This is a genomic window from Agriterribacter humi, assembly GCF_009192765.1.
GTDB lineage: Bacteria > Bacteroidota > Bacteroidia > Chitinophagales > Chitinophagaceae > Agriterribacter > Agriterribacter humi.
This window is the reverse complement of the sequence record NZ_VOHQ01000009.1, coordinates 122815-141543: the sequence shown is the minus strand read 5'-3', so window position 1 is coordinate 141543 and position 18729 is coordinate 122815. Positions and strand designations below refer to the sequence as shown.

Annotated in this window: 15 protein-coding genes and 1 riboswitch; of the genes, 6 read left to right on the top strand and 9 right to left on the bottom strand. The window is 42.9% G+C overall.

Annotation, left to right across the window (positions count from 1 at the left end; all coding sequences use genetic code 11):
- The first annotated feature begins 535 nt into the window (after window positions 1–535).
- Window positions 536–934 carry a hypothetical protein gene (locus FRX45_RS15675; protein WP_152269387.1) on the top strand — a complete coding sequence of 133 codons (399 nt, stop codon included), beginning with the start codon at window positions 536–538 and terminating at the stop codon, window positions 932–934.
- 231 nt (window positions 935–1165) lie between these two features.
- On the opposite strand, the gene FRX45_RS23730 is transcribed toward FRX45_RS15675, so the two are convergent.
- A complete protein-coding gene (locus FRX45_RS23730) occupies window positions 1166–1291 on the bottom strand; it encodes a hypothetical protein (RefSeq protein ID WP_262884212.1) in 126 nt (41 codons plus the stop codon).
- 94 nt (window positions 1292–1385) lie between these two features.
- Complete coding sequence (gene bla, locus FRX45_RS15670; protein ID WP_152269386.1) at window positions 1386–2123, bottom strand: BlaB/IND/MUS family subclass B1 metallo-beta-lactamase; 738 nt, start codon at window positions 2121–2123, stop codon at window positions 1386–1388.
- A 249-nt stretch (window positions 2124–2372) separates the two neighbouring features.
- Window positions 2373–2634: riboswitch (cobalamin riboswitch) on the top strand.
- 126 nt (window positions 2635–2760) lie between these two features.
- Here bla and FRX45_RS15665 point away from each other — a divergent pair.
- The 3 genes from FRX45_RS15665 (at window position 2761) to FRX45_RS15655 (ending at window position 6675) form a co-directional block, all read left to right on the top strand.
- Window positions 2761–3729, top strand: coding sequence for a ribonucleoside-diphosphate reductase small subunit (locus FRX45_RS15665; RefSeq protein ID WP_152269385.1), 969 nt, complete (start codon window positions 2761–2763; stop codon window positions 3727–3729).
- Window positions 3730–3866: 137 nt separating this feature from the next.
- Complete coding sequence (locus FRX45_RS15660) at window positions 3867–4223, top strand: four helix bundle protein (RefSeq protein ID WP_152269384.1); 357 nt, start codon at window positions 3867–3869, stop codon at window positions 4221–4223.
- A gap of 73 nt (window positions 4224–4296) precedes the next feature.
- Window positions 4297–6675 (top strand): ribonucleoside-diphosphate reductase subunit alpha, encoded by a 2379-nt coding sequence (locus FRX45_RS15655; protein WP_152269383.1) that lies wholly within the window; start codon window positions 4297–4299, stop codon window positions 6673–6675.
- An 895-nt stretch (window positions 6676–7570) separates the two neighbouring features.
- On the opposite strand, the gene FRX45_RS15650 is transcribed toward FRX45_RS15655, so the two are convergent.
- From FRX45_RS15650 to FRX45_RS23325, 5 genes are all read right to left on the bottom strand, one after another.
- Window positions 7571–8323, bottom strand: coding sequence for a DUF2249 domain-containing protein (locus FRX45_RS15650; protein ID WP_152269382.1), 753 nt, complete (start codon window positions 8321–8323; stop codon window positions 7571–7573).
- A gap of 190 nt (window positions 8324–8513) precedes the next feature.
- On the bottom strand, window positions 8514–9236 hold the full coding sequence (locus FRX45_RS15645) for an RluA family pseudouridine synthase (RefSeq protein ID WP_152269381.1): 723 nt from the start codon (window positions 9234–9236) through the stop codon (window positions 8514–8516).
- Between the two features lie 7 nt (window positions 9237–9243).
- Window positions 9244–10731: a pseudouridine synthase gene (locus tag FRX45_RS23615; RefSeq protein ID WP_226805412.1), complete on the bottom strand. Its 1488-nt coding sequence runs from the start codon at window positions 10729–10731 to the stop codon at window positions 9244–9246.
- Between the two features lie 42 nt (window positions 10732–10773).
- Window positions 10774–11826 carry a 23S rRNA (adenine(2503)-C(2))-methyltransferase RlmN gene (rlmN, locus tag FRX45_RS15635; RefSeq protein ID WP_152269380.1) on the bottom strand — a complete coding sequence of 351 codons (1053 nt, stop codon included), beginning with the start codon at window positions 11824–11826 and terminating at the stop codon, window positions 10774–10776.
- Window positions 11827–11928: 102 nt separating this feature from the next.
- Window positions 11929–12099, bottom strand: a complete 171-nt coding sequence (locus FRX45_RS23325; protein WP_193311724.1) for a hypothetical protein — start codon at window positions 12097–12099, stop codon at window positions 11929–11931.
- A 57-nt stretch (window positions 12100–12156) separates the two neighbouring features.
- Here FRX45_RS23325 and FRX45_RS15630 point away from each other — a divergent pair, with 57 nt between their 5' ends.
- On the top strand, window positions 12157–14058 hold the full coding sequence (locus FRX45_RS15630) for an LTA synthase family protein (RefSeq protein ID WP_152269379.1): 1902 nt from the start codon (window positions 12157–12159) through the stop codon (window positions 14056–14058).
- 218 nt (window positions 14059–14276) lie between these two features.
- Here the strand turns inward: FRX45_RS15630 and FRX45_RS23610 are convergent, their stop codons facing one another.
- Both FRX45_RS23610 and FRX45_RS23605 read right to left on the bottom strand, forming a co-directional pair.
- Window positions 14277–16232 (bottom strand): methylmalonyl-CoA mutase family protein, encoded by a 1956-nt coding sequence (locus FRX45_RS23610; RefSeq protein ID WP_226805411.1) that lies wholly within the window; start codon window positions 16230–16232, stop codon window positions 14277–14279.
- Between the two features lie 47 nt (window positions 16233–16279).
- Window positions 16280–17707 carry a cobalamin-dependent protein gene (locus tag FRX45_RS23605; RefSeq protein WP_226805410.1) on the bottom strand — a complete coding sequence of 476 codons (1428 nt, stop codon included), beginning with the start codon at window positions 17705–17707 and terminating at the stop codon, window positions 16280–16282.
- A gap of 137 nt (window positions 17708–17844) precedes the next feature.
- On the opposite strand from FRX45_RS23605, the gene FRX45_RS15620 reads away from it, so the two are divergent.
- On the top strand, window positions 17845–18705 hold the full coding sequence (locus tag FRX45_RS15620) for a fumarylacetoacetate hydrolase family protein (protein WP_152269378.1): 861 nt from the start codon (window positions 17845–17847) through the stop codon (window positions 18703–18705).
- The last annotated feature ends 24 nt before the right edge of the window (window positions 18706–18729 follow it).

The window sequence follows — 18729 nt, the reverse complement described above, 5'->3', positions numbered from 1 at the left end:
GAAAAGAAACCTGTGGTCCTATAGGTTGCATACAACATTTATATTTCCTCCCCCTACCTGGTCATCACTTTAAATTTAATTTACCCGGTAACCTGATTAGTGCTCTACCAAAAGGGCAGTTTTCAAACGTCACAGCACCAGTACAATTTCTCCTATCCGTTTTTAAACGTTTCTAAGCCGCCCTTATACGCGGATAAGCGGGCAGCGCTTCGCCATCTCAGTCACAGTCATGCGGCTGCATAGCCCACAACAGGCGTTGCATACGGGTACATAAAAAAGACGCTGAATGATGAAAATACGGGTTCAGGCTGTTTGTAGAATGATGGATCAATGCTCCTTCAAGGTAAGGAGATTATTTTATTCTTACAAAAATCCCGCAGGCATTTCCCTTCACGCTGCGGGCGGTGATGGTCAAAAGCATGCAGGGAAAATATACAGGCGTTGGGCTTTGCCGTACGTTCAATAGCAAGGCTGTGAATATCCTGTTCAAACAAAACGACTACCTTTAATTCGGGGATAATATAAAGTGCAACGCATGTCAAATACGGTTTTATCCATTATTAAAATTGGTACTGCTATAAGCTTCTTTTGTATTCTTGTGGTTGGCGAAAAGTTGGCGTTGCCTATGTTTTTTATTTTACTGATGGGAATCGGATCAGGTGTAAAAGGCGATCCTTCCGCTTTTATTTTATCATTTGCATCGCTGGTATCCGCAGGATATCTAATCTTCTCAGCGCTTATAGATATCAGGAAAATCAATTTCATGCTTTCCACGCTGAGCACAGCGATGCTGGTTTCCTTCGCGGTGTACGTTATTTTGCAGGATAATACTGTATTCTCAACGCATTCGGTGGTTACCTATGTCATCTTCTTTTTCTTTGCCTTTGTTTATTTTACAGGCTGTGCAATAAAATGGAAAGGCTTCTATACATAAATAAATACCGGGCACACAGCCATCTCCGCACCCGGGATGTTGCCCGCCGGCAAAGTGGTTGAACACTTTGCCCGGCAACAATGGTTATTCATAAATGACCTGGTTTATACAACAGGGGTTAGTTTTGAATCTTTCCTGAAACGATGCAGCAAAATTCCATAAACAGGAAACGGGAAACTTGTATAAACCTGCTAAGTTTTCAGCACAAAAAAAGGATAGATGCCGAACATTTTATAGAAATGCGCCATCTGTGCAGCATACCACTTCAATGGCGTAATGCGCATGCCTGGTGTTTTTGTAATCACTTTTCGAAAATAAAGTATAGCCTTTACCCATATCGAATAATGCTATAGGCATAATTTTATACCATGGCTATTTTTTTAACAGGTAAAATATTCAGTTCGCGATGATCTCCTTTTGTTCAGGCTGTGCAAGCCCTGCTGTAGCGGACTTATTTGCTGTTTGCGCTTTTGTATTCTTTTAAAATCTTTAAGGTATGGGATAAAGATTTTTTGCTTGCCCAGCTTTGGTGCCCGGTAATGGTAAAAGCCGGGTTTCCGAATGTATTTTGAACATTTTCTATGGATCTTATCCATTCGGTAATGTTGGCGTCCGACAAATTGCCCGGACTGTTGGTTTCAATGCTCTTTATAAAACAACCGCCGTATAAAATGCTGTCCCTGCCGAACCAGAGTACAATATTGTCCGGGCTGTGTCCCTTGCCGGGATAAAATGTTTCAAAAGCGTATCGCCCAACATTAAAAGTGGTATCCCCATAAATTAAAAACTCGGCCCTGGGCCCGTTTTTTTCTTTCAGCAGGTCGTCCGTATGTTTTGTCGTATACGTTTTAATGCCCTTTTGTTTGTAATAATGCAGCCCGGCTGTTCTGTCGCTGTGAAAATGTGTGGCAATGCACATGATCACTTTTTGATTGTGCCTCGTTTGTATGCTGTCGAGCAGTGGCTGAAACTGGGTTGTGTCCCAGGGTGTGTCAAACAAAACAGCGCACTGGCTGGTTACCAGGTACATTCCGTTGGCAGGATACAGGGACCCGTTTCCGGGATCGCCAAATGTGGTATAGATGTAAAAGTCTTTGGTGAGCGGTGTAATGATTAATTTTTGAGCGTCACTTTGCCCGATGCCTGTGGCACATATAAAAAATGTGAGTATAAAAAGTATAGTGCGCATAGTTGTTCGATCTATTTTGGGTTTGTTTTTGCCTGCTCTCTACTGTTCCGGATGCCAATTAAAATTGCGTCAATTCTTTTCCGGCCCAAATCCAGACAAAAACTTTGCCAACAAGGGCTACCGTAAAAGAATACAGTAAGATGATTCCTCAAAGTTTTGTTAGATGGCTTCTGCCGGCGTTCCTCCTGCGGGCCTGATGGTTTTGCACACCTGTTGATAAGTCTTTCTGTAGAGCGGTTGTTTCGTTTCTATATTTGATGTCCGCATTGGTTCAAATACAAAATTATTTTGTAGCAGATTAAAAGGGAAGCCGGTGTAAATCCGGTGCTATCCCCGTAGCTGTAAGGTTTGTGAGTTGGCAGTAGGTAAAAGTCGGTGTGTATTTCTCACTCACTATTCACTACTCACCTCTCACTTGCTGAATCTTCATACCACTGTGGCGCCCCGGCGCCACGGGAAGGTGTTCAGCAGTAAACCAAGCCAGAAGACCTGCCAGGCGGCATTGTTTCACTATTTGCTTTCGGAGGAAAAGCAAGGGTGGGTCAGGCATCTTTATCGCTATATGTAATCTTGTCTTCTCCTGCCTTGTCTTCGTTAGTCCTATTATTTTATTTTTCATTTCTTAAACGAATGTTACATGGAAACAGAACTCTTATTGAAAGAAAACAAAGACAGGTTTGTTATTCTGCCTATCAATTATCCCAAACTGTGGGAAATGTATAAGAAACATGAAGCCAGTTTCTGGACGGCAGAGGAAATTGACCTCAGTGGCGACTTGCAGCACTGGGCTAACCTCAATGATGGCGAACGTCATTTTATTTCGCATGTGCTGGCTTTTTTTGCTGCAAGCGACGGTATCGTAAATGAAAACCTTGCGGTAAATTTCATGAGCGAAGTGCAGTTGCCGGAAGCCCGATGCTTTTACGGCTTCCAGATCATGATGGAAAATATTCATTCGGAAACCTATGCGCTGCTGATTGATACGTATATAAAAGATCCTGTAGAGAAAGACCGCTTATTTCATGCTATTGAAACCATACCGGCAGTGAAACGTAAAGCGGAATGGGCGCTGCGTTGGATTGAAAACGGTTCATTTGCTGAACGACTGGTGGCCTTTGCCGCGGTAGAAGGCATATTTTTCAGCGGTAGTTTTTGTTCGCTCTTCTGGCTGAAGAAAAGGGGTTTAATGCCGGGACTTACTTTCAGCAATGAATTGATAAGCCGTGATGAAGGACTGCATTGCGAATTCGCCTGCCAGTTGTACAGTATGCTCAGCAATACATTATCGCAGGAGGATGTGCATGGCATTATTAAAGATGCTGTGGAAATAGAAAAAGAGTTTATAACAGAAGCTTTGCCTGTTGCGCTTATTGGCATGAATGCAAAACTCATGCAGCAATACATTGAGTTTGTGGCCGACCGCTGGCTGGTGGAACTGGGATATGATAAAATATTCAATGCTGCCAATCCTTTTGATTTTATGGAGATGATATCATTGGAAGGCAAAACCAACTTTTTTGAAAAACGCGTTGGAGACTACCAGAAATCCGGTGTGCTGGGCGCAGGCAAAGAGGCGCAGGCCTTTAGTTTGGAAGAAGATTTTTAGGAGGGGAGGGGTAAGAGGTGAGAGGGAGAAATCAGAGGTCAGAGATCAGAAGTGAGAAGTGAGAGGGGAGAAGGGTTTCGTCGAAAAGTATTTTGTAATTTTAATGCGATCACTTCCTCACCTCAAAATACTAACCTATATTTTTAAATCCTGGTCACAAGAACCTGCAGGTATATACTATTTCCCGACAGTTAATGAAAGTTTGTTACAGGATTACATTACAGCTTCCTCCGGAAGAAAAATTTAATCTTGTTCAGCAGATCAGGCGGGCAGCGCTTTCAGTTAAGTTGAATATTAATGAAGGTGCGTCAGGAAGATCAGCAGCAGAACCTAAACGGTTTTGGGAAATCAGTTGTGGATCAGTAATTGAAATTGATGCGGCAGCCGAGGCAATGGTAGACCTTGATTATTTAAGTAAGGATGCGTTGAATGAATTGAGATCACTTCTTAATTCCTGTTTTGCACTATTAACCAAAATGGTTGAAAGAACGTAGAAGCTGTATTTCTCTTTCACCCTCTGTCTTTTCACTTTTCACATTGAAATATTAATTTATTAAAACACACACCATGCAGGTAATAAAACGAAACGGAAAGAGAGAATCCGTAAAATTTGATAAAATAACCGCCCGTATTGAAAAGCTCTGCTACGGGTTAGACAGGCGCTTTGTAAATTCAATTGATGTAGCAAAAAAAGTGATTGAAGGATTATACGATGGCGTTACCACCACAGAGCTCGATAACCTGGCTGCGGAAACAGCCGCTTCACTTACGGTAAAACACCCGGATTATGCATTGCTTGCCAGTCGCATCGCGGTAAGCAACCTGCATAAAAACACCATCAAAAGTTTTTCGCATACCATGCAGTTATTGTATACCTGCAAAGATGCAAAAGCCGGTAAAGCGGCCCCCTTGCTCGCCGATGATGTTTGGAAAGTAATTCATGACAATGCTGAACTGCTTGATTCTACTATTATTTATGACCGTGATTATGGATTTGACTATTTCGGATTTAAAACCCTGGAGAAGTCTTACCTGCTGCGCATAGACGGCAAGGTTGTGGAACGTCCGCAGCATATGTATATGCGTGTGGCTATTGGCATACACAAAGATGATATTGAAAGCGCTGTCAAAACCTATCATTTAATGAGCGAACGCTGGTTCACGCATGCCACGCCAACGCTTTTTAATGCGGGAACACCAAAGCCGCAAATGTCGTCCTGCTTTTTATTAACGATGAAGGAAGACAGTATAGACGGCATTTACGATACGCTGAAGCAAACGGCAAAGATTTCTCAAAGTGCCGGTGGCATAGGATTATCCATTCATGATATCCGCGCTACGGGCAGCTATATTGGCGGCACCAACGGAACCAGCAATGGCATTATTCCCATGCTTCGTGTGTTTAATGATACAGCCCGTTACGTTGACCAGGGCGGGGGTAAACGAAAAGGCGCATTCGCCATTTATCTTGAGCCCTGGCATGCAGATGTATTTGAATTTTTAGATCTGAAGAAAAATCATGGCAAGGAAGAAATGCGGGCAAGAGATTTGTTTTATGCCTTATGGATACCGGATTTGTTCATGAAAAGGGTGGAAGCCAATGGAGACTGGAGTTTATTCTGTCCGCATGAAGCGCCGGGCCTGCATGAATGCTGGGGTGAAGCCTTTGAAAATCTGTATGAACAATATGAAAAAGAAGGAAGGGGGAGAAAAACAGTGAAGGCGCAGGACCTGTGGTTTGCCTTACTGGATGCACAGATTGAAACCGGTACGCCTTACTTATTGTACAAGGATGCCGCTAACCGGAAATCGAACCAGCAAAACCTGGGCACTATTAAAAGTTCCAATCTTTGTACCGAAATAATGGAGTTCACTTCTCCCGACGAAATAGCGGTATGTAATCTGGCCTCCCTTGCTTTACCACGATTCGTAAACAACGGCGTATTTGATCACGACAAACTGTATGAGGTTACTTACGAGGTAACCAAAAACCTGAACAAGATCATAGATCATAATTATTATCCTGTGGAAGAGGCCAGGAATTCAAATATGAGGCATCGCCCCGTAGGACTGGGCGTACAGGGACTGGCCGATACATTTATTTTATTACGCCTCCCGTTTGAAAGTGAAGAAGCCCGGAAGCTGAACGCTGAAATTTTTGAAACCATTTATTTCGCAGCTATGACTGCCAGTAAAGACCTGGCTAAACTACAGGGTCCCTATGAAACTTTTGCCGGCTCTCCTGTATCAAAAGGAGTATTTCAATTTGACATGTGGGGTGTAGAACCTACGATGCGCTGGGATTGGTACCGGCTTAAAGATGAAGTAATAACACATGGAGTTAGGAATTCTTTGCTGGTAGCGCCAATGCCTACCGCATCTACATCGCAGATACTGGGAAATAACGAATGCTTTGAGCCATATACCTCTAATATTTATGTACGCCGTGTTTTGAGCGGGGAGTTTGTGGTGGTAAATAAACATTTGCTGAAAGACCTGGTAGAGCTGAATTTGTGGAACGATGATATGAAGAACAAGATCATGATACACAATGGCTCTGTTCAAAAAATTGAAGAAATACCGGGTCATATCAGGGAAATATATAAAACCGTTTGGGAAATCAAACAACGTACTATTATTGATATGGCGGCCGAAAGAGGCGCTTATATCTGCCAGTCGCAATCGCTTAATCTATTTGTTGACAACCCCAATGCCGGCAAGCTTACCTCAATGCATTTTTATGCATGGAAAAAAGGATTAAAAACAGGCATGTATTATTTGCGTACCAAGGCTGCTTCGCAGGCCGTGCAGTTTACGGTAGAGAAACAGGGAGGCAAAATGGCTGAGCCATTGGTAAATGCGGCAGGCACGCAAATGATTGACGAAAGCGAAACAGCGGGGCAGTCGTGCAGTATGGAAGAAGGTTGCGTAACCTGCAGCGCTTAGTATTTCGGATATGTTGCACAGATGCTTCCCTGCAGGCAGGCGAGCTTCGTGCCAATGGCAGATAAAATAAATCCGAAGCCATACAAAGCACCGAATAGCAAATTACAAGAAACAAACTTGCCTACCGGCAGGCAGGCCTGTCCGCCGGGGCGGATAAATTTAAAATTTCAAATCCAACATCCGAAACGAAACGCAATTTCAATGCTCAAATATAATAGCGATGGTGCGGACTATTGAAAAATGAGAAAGCAGCAGCGAAATGAAGTTGAAATCACAGCAGCACAAAAGTTCCATCAGGGCTCCTCCCGGAAAACGAGGGGTATCCCCTGCCAGCCGGCAGGCTGGGTTTTCCGGCGCCCGTCCGACTGAACGTCGTTCGGGCGGGGCTTTTTTGGTTACTTTTTTTCCGCAAAAAAAGTGACAAAAAACAAAAGAGAAATAAAGTCTGTCCACGAGGTGGATACAAATGCTTCATTCTTCAGCATCATAGTACTATCCGCAGGTCGGTAGTAACCGTATCGAGCATTTACAACAAAACTAATTAAACAACCCACTGCTTGTCACCCTGAGGCAGTGAAGGGTCTGCTCAGTGGCGAATGGAGTAGCATGCGCTGCACAGATGATCATTTCTTAGATGCTTCGTTCCTCAGCATGACAGGCAGGGGAATAATGTTTCAGCTTTGGTACTATAGCTCAACCACGCACTAGCGCTTGTCACCCTGAGGCAGCTTGCCGGCAGGCAGGCGAAGGGGTCTGCTCAATGACGAATAGGGTGGCGTGTGCTGCACTGTCAATGACAAATAAAGTAAATCCGAAGCCGGAAGTCCGAAATCCGAAGCAAATACAAAGCACCAGATAGCAAATTACAAGAAACCAACCTGCCGGCGGCAAGCAGCTATCCTTTTGTTTTGATCACTCGCACCTTCCATTCTTCGGGTCCCTTCTGAAGGTATTCCCATTTAAAAGGTTCCTTGCTTTCTGCTTCCATCTGGTAATAAAGCGGTTTCGGATCATGGTCGTTGATGAATTCAAAAGCTTCCCCCGGTTGTATATCGGCAAAGGCTTTATAAAACATTTCATGACGTTCTGTTGGTGGAAAGGGCCGGATGTCAAACTCATTGACTACCGAGAAACCATCTTCTCCCAGACCACTCTTCACTTTTTTTGTAATGTGCACAACGTATTCACCGGGTTCCTGCTTTTTGTAGATCCAGGAATGCTTTCCTTCAAACTTATTAACGAAAATTCCATGAATGTCTTTAGGGTCTTTCTCAGCGATGATCTCCATCGTATCGCCCTGCTCCATCATGCCATAGCGATGGAATACAATTTGTTTCCACTCCCCTTCATGAGCTTTCCGAAGATCGAGCAGGGTAGATATATCCGTAAATGTCCTGCCCTGCGAAGCTTCCGTACGGGTAACTTTCACCTTCCATTCTCTTCCACCCCGGTTGAGGTATTCCCAGCCTACCACATCTCCGTAAATGGAGCGGAATTCATAATAGAGTGGAAGAGGATCATGATCGTTGATAAAGATAAAGCTATCGTCAACAGGCAGTTCCCTGAAGCGTTGTATTAATGTTTTATGTCTTTCAATAGGAATAAGCACCCGCACATCCAGCGCTCCGGCTTCTGATTTGTTATCCATGATGAATTAATTTTTATTAACGGTTACTATTTACTGCTATCAATAGCAACATTACCATTTATACGGGGATGCCTGTTTACTAAAAGTGGAAATTCATCAATACACAAAATGTCCCGGAATGTAAAAGATCGGGGTGCTGTTCATGCAAATTGAACAGCAAGCCGGGAAGAAGGGGCAACAGGCGGAGCATTCAGCTTTTCCATTTTCTCAATTGCTGTAAAAAGGCCCGCATATCTTTGGGGAGTGGGGCTTCTATATTATGCTTTTGTTTTTTGGCATCGGTGAATTGTAATCTTTCCGCATGCAATGCAAGCCGGTTAAACAATGGTTTTTCCTCTTCTTCTTTTTTTGAAAGATTGAATTTCTTCTTGATGGATGACAACATTATAGGCTCACCATTCCCATACAAAGGATCACACACTATGGGGTGGCCGATATGTTTCATGTGCACCCGTATCTGGTGCGTGCGGCCGGTATGTATGCGAAACTGCATCAGCGAAAATTTGCCAAAACTTTCTAATTGTGTGAAATCTGTAAGCGCAGATTTGCCTTTTTTATTGATTACCATCAGCCCCCTTTTTACAGGGTGCTCCATGATGGCTGCATCAACTGAACCATTTTCCGCGGAAGGAACACCATGTACCAGGCCCGTATAGTATTTTTCTACTTCCCTTCCTTCAAACAGCTTTGATAAAAACTTATGGGTGATCTCATCTTTTGCAAATACAATGACGCCGCTGGTATCTTTATCTAAGCGGTGCACTGTCCATATTTGTCCGTATTGCTGTTGCAATAATTGCTTTAGAGCGATTTCTTTTCCCTCCCTGTCGGGTACCGACAATAAGCCAGACGGTTTGTTAATCGCCACAAAAGCATCGTTTTCGAAAATGATTTCCGGTTTTAGTTTTTGCACGATAGTATCAGGAAGATTTTTTGTTAGCGAAAGAAGTATTCAGGTGTTTCAATAAACGGATTTCTTTTTCCGTGAGCAGGCGCCATTTACCCCTGTCTACATTTTTTTTGGTAAAGATGCCATACATCACCCTGTCAAGATTTTTTACTTTAAATCCCAGGTGTTCAAAAATGCGTCTTACAATCCTGTTTCGTCCGCTGTGAATTTCTATGCCCACAATGCTTTTGTCTTTTGAGTCGGCGTAAGCTATGGCGTCCGGCTGAATAAATCCGTCTTCCAGCGTAATACCACTGGCAATTTTATCCAATTGCTGCTTGGTAACGGGTTTGTCTACCCGAACTTCATAAATTTTCTTTACTTCATATTTGGGATGGGTAAGGCGTTGTGCCAGCTCTCCGTCATTGGTAAGCAATAATACACCTGTTGTGTTCCTGTCTAACCGTCCTACCGGGAATACTCTTTCCGTAGTTGCCCGTTTAACCAGGTCCATTACCGTTTTACGTCCTTCGGGATCATCGGTGGTGGTAATATAATCCTTGGGTTTATTAAGCAGGATGTAGACCAGGTTTTTTTGTATGGTTATTTTTTTGCCATTTACTTTTATGCTATCACTTTGATTTACCCTGAAAGGCGGCTCCTTAATAACCTGGTTGTTTACGATCACTTTGCCGGCTTTAATCAGATCGGCCGCTTCACGCCTGCCACAAACTCCGCTCCATGCGATAAATTTGTTTAAGGGCATTTGATCTTTAGCCGGATCGCCATTGGCTGAAGATGGTTTACCGGGTATTGGTTTCTGTGTTGGCTGAGCCGTTCTTTTGTTTAAAATCTTTGCCGGGTTAGTATTATCGCGTTGGCTGCTATTGTTTTTATGTACTATTTCTTTTTTCACATCCGGCTTATGCCTTGTGTCTTGCCTCCCGGAACTTCTTCCCGGCCCTCCTGTCCTCTGCCCCCTGTTCTCTGTCCTCTCTTTTCTCTCCTCTGCCTTTTCCTCTCTACCCTGTGCCCTGTACCCTTTATTGTCTCTTTTATCAGCGGAATGCTGTTTACCGGAACTTCTTCCCGGCCCTCCTGCCCTCTGTCCTCTCTCCTCTATCCTCTGCCCTCTCTCCTCTGTCTTTTCCTCTCTACCCTGTGCCCTGTACCCTTTATTGTCTCTTTTATCAGCGGAATGCTGTTTACCGGAACTTCTTCCCGGCCCTCCTGCCCTCTGTCGTCTGTCCTCTGTCGTCTGTCCTCTGCCCTCTGTTCCCTGCCCCCTCTCCTCTGTCTTTGCCCCTCTGCCCTGCACCTTGCCTGCCGCACCCTGAAACCTGGAACTTGTATCCTGGAACTTATTCCCCGCTCTTCTTTCCCGCGCCAATTTTTTTTGCTCATCAAAATATGCATTCTTCTCCGCCCTGATCTTCTTTTTTTCCTGGCGTATTCTTTCTTTTTTCTTTGCGCCGCTCTCTACTTTGTTAATGAATTTATCGAATGGTTTTCTGCTCATGTTAAAAAGTTTACTGTACAATACAGTAATGGTTGTGAAAGATCAATGTTTTTCTTTGTTGGCTAATTGTCCGCAGGCGGCGTCAATATCTTTTCCCCTGCTCCTTCTTAATCTTGCATTCACCCTGTTCTTTTCAAGGTATTGCATAAAGTTTTCAGTAGTAGCTTCATCGGGTTTTGAAAAACTGGCGAGGTCTATAGGATTATATTCAATGATGTTTACTAAATCCGCCGGGATCTGCCGGTATACTTTTACCAGTTCATCTGCATCCTGCAGCGAATCATTAAAATCCTTAAAGAGAATATATTCCAGTGTAATTTCATTGTGCGTTTGCTTATAAAAATAGTTCAAAGCATCTATCAGCGATTTAATATTATTGGTATCGTTGATAGGCATGATCTCGTGCCTTTTTTTGTCATTGGCTGCGTGTAACGAAAGCGCCAGTTTGAACTTTACCTCATCATCTCCCAGTTGCTTGATCATTTTTGCTACGCCTGCGGTAGAAACGGTAATGCGTCTGGGGCTCATTCCCAGTCCATCGGGCGATGAAATGCGTTCAATAGCTTTTAATACGTTTTTATAATTGAGCAGCGGCTCTCCCATACCCATAAAAACAATATTGCTCAGTTTCTTTTGATATGTTTTTTCCGCCTGCTGATGGATCAATACCACTTCATCATAAATCTCATCAAAGTTCAGATTGCGTTTTCTGTCCATATAACCTGTAGCGCAAAACTTGCAGCTCAGGCTACAACCGATCTGGGAAGATACGCAGGCGGTTTGTCTTGATTCCGTAGGAATAAGAACGCCTTCCACCAGGTGTCCGTCAACCGTCTTAAACCGGCTTTTAATGGTGCCATCTGCCGAAAACTGGGAAGCGTCTATCGTTAAAGCCGGTAAACTGAAATCTTCACTTAGCCTGGTTCTCAATGGTTTACTTAAGTTGGTCATCTCCTCAAAGCTATGGGCGTGTTTTTGCCATAGCCATTCATATACCTGGTTGGCCCTGAATTTTTTATCACCTGCTTTTTCGAAATATTGCTGTATTTCCTCCAGGTCTAAATCACGAATATTTTGTTTTTTTGCCGGTTGCATTGGCGCAAAGATATACAAAGGTTTACGGTTGATGAATTTGCTTACGGGTAGAATCAGGTATCAGCAGTCAGGGGTAGTATGTATATTCTTCCTCTACTGCTCTTAGCTGATAGCCTCTACCGGATTTTGAGTTTGAGGTTTATCCGTAAGGGATGGACAGTCCTGCCTGCGGGTAAGCAGGTTTGCTTTTGTGATTTGGGTGTATAATGGATTGTTCCAGAAGAAATTATATTCATGTGCGATGCGGTGCGTACAATAGCCGGAGAAATCCATAATAACACTTAATTTGCAAAGCTTATATTTAATTTAAGTTAAGAATTGCAGGAATTCATGAATAGCCCTTTATTGAACTGGCGAAAAACGGCGCCATTTGTATTTTTCCTGAGGTACTACCTTTTTTGGGTACTTGTTTTTTTTGTGCAACGCCTTGTATTTGTTCTATACTATTACAGCAGTTTTTCTTCAGCCGGGTCAACCCGCTTATTACAGAGCTTTGTATATGGTTTATGGCTTGATCTTTCCATGGCAGGCTATTTTGCTGTTATACCACTGCTGTTGTTTATTGTTCAGCAGCTTATAAAAGCTTCATTTTTTAAAAAGGCATTAAAAATATACACATGGGTATTGCTTGTGGTAACCATACTCATTTCGGGCGGCGACCTGGGTATTTATGAAAACTGGGGTGTAAAATTAAACTACCGTGCTATTTCAATGCTTGCTCATCCGGCCGAAGCCATTGAAACCAGTAAATCTTCACCATTGGTTTTGTTGTTCATTATTATGCTGGCTGAAATTATTATTGCAGGATTCTTGTACAGGCTGTTGCTTTCGCGGATGAGCATACCCACGGCCAAATTAATAAACAATGAAAAAGTTTCATATACCGCTCAGCTAATCACTGTTGCAGGGCTCATTTTTTTAACCATCCGTGGTGGATGGCAGCAAATACCCATTAATGAAAGCACGGCTTATTTCAGCTCTTTTCCTGTCGCCAATCATGCAGCCGTAAATACGGCCTGGCATCTGAGCAGCAGTTTTTTAAAGAACCGCCATAGCGGTCAAAAGAATATATACGCCTATTTGCCAGATGCTGAAGCCACTGAACTGGTTAGCCATTTATACAGAACGAACAGCAAAGATTCAACCCTGTTTGTATTAACACAGCAAAGACCCAACATTGTTTTTATTCAGTTAGAAAGTTTTACTGCCGATGTTATTGCAGAACTTGGCGGCGACAGTGGTGTGGCGCCCAATATGAGTAAGCTGATCAAAGAAGGCATTTTATTTACAGATATATACGCAAGCGGGGTGCGTACAGACCAGGGCATTATAGCCATGCTGAGTGGGTTTCCGGCACAACCTCAAACCAACATTGTCAATCAGCCCGAAAAAATTGAGCATTTGCCGTTTTTTTCCCTGGCACTAAAAAATGAAAATTATCATAATGCATTCTATTACGGCGGCGAACTGGGTTTCGGGCGTTTTAATACGATTGCATACCGTGCGGGTTTTGACCGTATTGTAGGATTGAAGGATTTTTCTGATGCAGGCTTATTTAATAAATGGGGTGCTGATGATAAGAGTTTATTTGATAAATATGTAAAGGAAATGCAGCACCCGGCAGAGCCATTTTTTTCTTACGTCATTACTTCAAGCAGTCATGAGCCTTTCACAGTGCCTATGCCAACTGTTTTTGAGGGCAATAGCCAGAACGAGCAATTTAAAAATGCATGTTATTTTACCGACCGGTCGCTGGGAGCTTTTTTTGAAGCGGTAAAAAAAACAGCGTGGTATAAAAATACCCTGTTCGTTTTAGCGGCCGATCATGGCCACCATCTCCCGCGCGACAGGAGATTTAATGAACCCGCGCGTTATCACATCCCCCTTCTTTTTTTTGGAGAGGTATTAAAAGAAGCGTATCGGGGAAAGAAAATTGCCGGCATAGGATCGCAAACCGACATTGCGCCTACCCTTCTTAAACAATTGCAAATAAAGGATACTACTTTTAAATGGGGAAATGATTTGTTCAACCCCGGCCGCAACGCATTTGCTTTCTATACCTTCGATGATGGATTTGCATGGTTATCTGCGAAAGATACTTTGATATTTGATAACCGCGCCAAAAGGCTGATGTATCCTTCGGAAGAAATCACCAGCTTTCATTCCGACAGCCTGCTTACTACCGGCAAGGCTTATATGCAGGTGCTGTACGATGCTTTTCTGAAATATTAGGAACAGAAGAAAACAAAATCAAAAACAATTTACAGGCACTTAGGAAGGAGGGGTGCAATTGAGACTCAGGATAAAATTTGGAATTGTCTAAAAGTGGAAGGTTTTGGGCATGATAGGTATATATTATTTTGATAATCAATTATTTACATTTTTTATTTACATGGGCTTTCGGCCAGTGGTCAGATCAACTTTTGATGTTTTAAAATAGAGTTGTACAACTACATATTTCTCCTGTATTGACCGCCCACTTCGAACAGGGCGTGGGTAATTTGCCCGAGACTGCAATATTTAACCGTATCCATCAGTACCTCAAACAGGTTTTCATTATTGCCTGCGGCTGTCTTAAGCGCATCTAATTTTTCGGCTGACTTCTCTTCATTTCGTTTCTGGAATGCTTTCATATTTTCGATCTGCTGTTCTTTTTCTTCCGTAGTACTGCGGATCACTTCATCAGGCACCAGGGTTGGGCTTCCCTTTTTATTTAAAAAAGTATTTACGCCTACAACAGGAAGCTCCCCGGAATGCTTGAGGCTTTCGTAATGCAAACTTTCTTCCTGAATTTTATTGCGCTGGTACATTCTTTCCATGGCGCCGAGTACACCGCCCCTGTCGGAAATGCGGTCAAATTCCGCAAGTATGGCCTCTTCTACAAGATCGGTTAATGCTTCAACAGCAAAACTTCCCTGTATGAAGTTTTCTGTTTTTGCCGAGCCCAGTTCGCGGTTAATAATCAACTGTATGGCCATGGCTCTCCGCACACTTTCTTCAGTAGGCGTGGTAATGGCCTCATCATATGCGTTTGTATGTAATGAATTGCAGTTGTCATAAATAGCATATAAAGCCTGTAGTGTAGTGCGTATATCATTAAAATCAATTTCCTGAGCATGAAGGCTGCGGCCGCTGGTTTGAATATGATATTTTAATTTTTGGGAGCGTTCATTGCCATGGTAAATATATTTTATGGCTTTAGCCCATATCCTTCTTGCCACCCTGCCTATCACACTGTATTCAGGATCCATGCCGTTACTAAAGAAAAATGAAAGGTTAGGAGCGAAATCATCAATATGCATGCCGCGGCTCAGGTAGTACTCTACATAGGTAAAACCGTTGGCGAGGGTAAATGCCAGTTGGGTAACGGGATTGGCTCCCGCTTCTGCAATATGGTACCCGCTGATGCTTACACTGTAGAAATTGCGTACTTTATTTTCAATAAAAAATGCCTGCACGTCACCCATCAGTTTTAATGCAAATTCTGTAGAAAAAATGCAGGTATTTTGCGCCTGGTCTTCCTTTAGTATATCTGCCTGCACTGTGCCACGTACCTGTTGCAATGCTTCGGCCTTAATTTTTTCATACACATCGCGTGGCAATACTTCATCACCACTCAAACCCAATAATTTTAATCCCAGCCCCTTATTGCCATCCGGTAGCCTTTCGGGAGAAGAAGGATTATAATACACAGGCGGAGGCTGATGTTCATATTTCTTTTTTCGTATCTTTTCTACTTCATGCCACAATTTGTTTTCTTCTATCCACTTTTCGCATTGCTGATCAATAGCTGCATTCATAAAAAATGCAAGTATCACCGGTGCCGGGCCGTTAATGGTCATACTTACAGAGGTGGAAGGATCGCACAGATCAAACCCGCTGTATAGTTTTTTAGCATCATCCACCGTTGCAATGCTAACCCCGGCATTCCCAATTTTACCGTAAATATCGGGACGGTATGCAGGATCCTGTCCATACAATGTAACACTGTCAAAAGCGGTGGAAAGCCTTTTTGCCGGCTGATCGGCAGAAACATAATGAAAACGTTTGTTGGTACGTTCGGGTCCGCCTTCGCCTGCAAACATCCTTGTTGGGTCTTCTCCCTGCCGTTTCAGTTCAAACACCCCGGCGGTATAGGGAAATTCACCTGGTACGTTCTCCTGCATTTGCCATTGTACAATATCTCCCCAGTCTTTATAAGCAGGCAAAACAACTTTTGGAATTTTTGTGCCGCTTAAAGACACGGTATTGATTTGCTGTTTAATGACTTTACCGCGTACAGTATATTCAAAAAAATCTGCCTCGTATTTATTTTTCAGTTCTTTCCATTTGCCCATGAGTTCTTTTACTTCGGGACTTAGTTTTTTTTCGAGTGCCTCGTATTGTTTTTGTAATATGGATTGCATGAGTTATTGTTATTTTTTGAGGTGCTTGTTTTTGCGTAGGAATTTCTTTATTTCATTTCAGGTAGTGTTTTTAATATTTGAATTGCACCATTTAGCTGGTAGAGTTGTGACGCAATATCGCTTTGTTCATTTACCCGGGCATTGTAAGCACGCACACTGTCGCTGATCTCGCTGAGATAACGAACACGCCTTGGTGGTATAACAATTGCATCCTGTCTTCCGTCTTCAGCGTGGGAACTGTTTGGTAAAGCATCGTCCCATAACACCCCTGTTTTCTCTTTTAATTTTTGAAGCAGTAAGCCAAAGAAATGATTCACTCTTTTGTCATTAAATGTATTGGCACATATCCCTGTTACCGGCAATTCATCATTAGCGGCTGTAAACAACAGGTGATTGCGCCTGTATTGTTTTCTTACGTCATTTAATGCATCTTCTGCCCCTGCTTTATCAAATTTGTTAATAGCAATAATGTCCGCGTAATCCAGCATGTTAATTTTTTCCAGTTGGGAAGCCGCTCCGTATTCAGGGGTCATTATATATACACTTAAGTCGCAATAATCTACAATGCTCATGTCACTTTGGCCTACGCCCGCTGTTTCAAGAATAATGCAGTCATATCCTGCTGCTTTGCAAATGGCTATCGCATCTTTTGCCACCTTACTTATGGCTGTATTGTCTTCGCGGGTAGCCAGCGAACGCATATAAACGCGTGGTCCCGAAATGGAATTCATTCTTATCCTGTCTCCAAGCAAAGCGCCGCCTGTTTTTTTCTTGCTCGGGTCAACCGAAATAACAGCAATGGTTTTATCAGTAAAAGCACCCAGGTAACGGCGTACAATTTCATCGGTTACAGATGATTTTCCGGCGCCACCCGTTCCCGTGATACCAATAACCGGAATATCAGTCCGGTCCGAACCTTTCATATGCGCTAAAATAGTTGAATAGCTTTCCCCTTTTTCCGCAAGGGTAATAGCCCTGGCAATTTTTCTGATATCCTTCTTCTCTCCTAAAGGCAATGCATCAGTCCAGCTTTCAGACGCTGCCGTGAGTGAAAAACTGCAATGCCGGATGACCTCCTCTATCATGCCTTCCAGTCCCATTTTTCGGCCATCGTCAGGACTATATATTTTTGTAATGCCATACTGATGTAGTTGCTCTGCTTCCTGTGGCAGGATAGTGCCGCCACCGCCTCCAAAAATTTTAATATGACCGCATCCGCTTTCATCAAGCAGATCTTTAATGTATTTAAAGAACTCTATGTGCCCGCCCTGGTAACTGGTAAGGGCAATGCCCTGCACATCTTCTTCAATGGCACATTCCACAATTTCGTGTGCCGACCGGTCGTGGCCGAGGTGAATAACTTCAGCGCCTTTGCTCTGCAGTATCCGGCGCATGATATTTATGGCTGCATCATGACCATCGAATAAGCTTGCTGACGTTACGATACGAATCTTATTGTTTGGTTTATTGTTCATATTCGCTGATATTACAAAGACCTAAAATTAATTCAAATCCTAATGCCCGTTAGCTTTTCAATCGTTTGCACAAAAAATGGTTTGGCTCACATTAAAAATGGGAGTAGTTTAGTCCACGCAAAAAATTGATAATCTATATGAAATTAATTCGATTTGGAAAGGCCGGAGAAGAAAAGCCCGGAATAGAGCTGGAAAATGAAAAACGCATTGATGTTTCTGCTTTTGGAGAAGATTATACGGAAGATTTTTTCAATACAGAAGGAATAAACCGTTTAAAAGAATGGTTGAAAACAAACCAGTCATCCTGCCCTGTAGTGCCTGATAGTGAAAGATTGGGCGCGCCATTGAAGCGCCCTTCCAAACTCATTTGCATAGGACTTAATTATTCTGACCATGCAGCAGAAAGTAATATGCAATTGCCAGTGGAGCCCATCATATTTTTTAAAGCCACATCTGCTATTTCCGGTCCAAATGACAACGTGGTTATTCCGCGAAACAGTATTAAAACCGATTGGGAAGTAGAACTGGCCGTTGTGATAGGTAAAAAAGCTTCTTACGTAGAAGAAAAAGATGCTATGGATTATGTGGCGGGATACATGCTCCATAATGATTACAGTGAAAGAGCCTTTCAATTGGAAAGAAGCGGACAATGGGTGAAAGGAAAAAGCTGTGATACATTTGCTCCTATCGGCCCCTGGCTGGTAACACCCGATGAAGTTAAAGACATTAATAATCTTCGGTTATGGCTTACTGTTAACGGTAAAACCATGCAGGATGGCAATAGTAAAAACCTCATTTTCAAAATACCTTATTTGATCGCTTACCTCAGCGAATTTATGACCTTGCTGCCCGGTGATATTATTACAACAGGTACGCCCGCTGGTGTGGGGTTAGGACAAAAGCCGGCGCCTGTTTACCTGAAAGCCGGTGATGTGGTGGAACTGGGCATTGATGGTTTGGGACAGGCCAAACAAACATTGATAAGCTGGAAGAAATAATTTAACGGAAGAGCTAAATTGAAA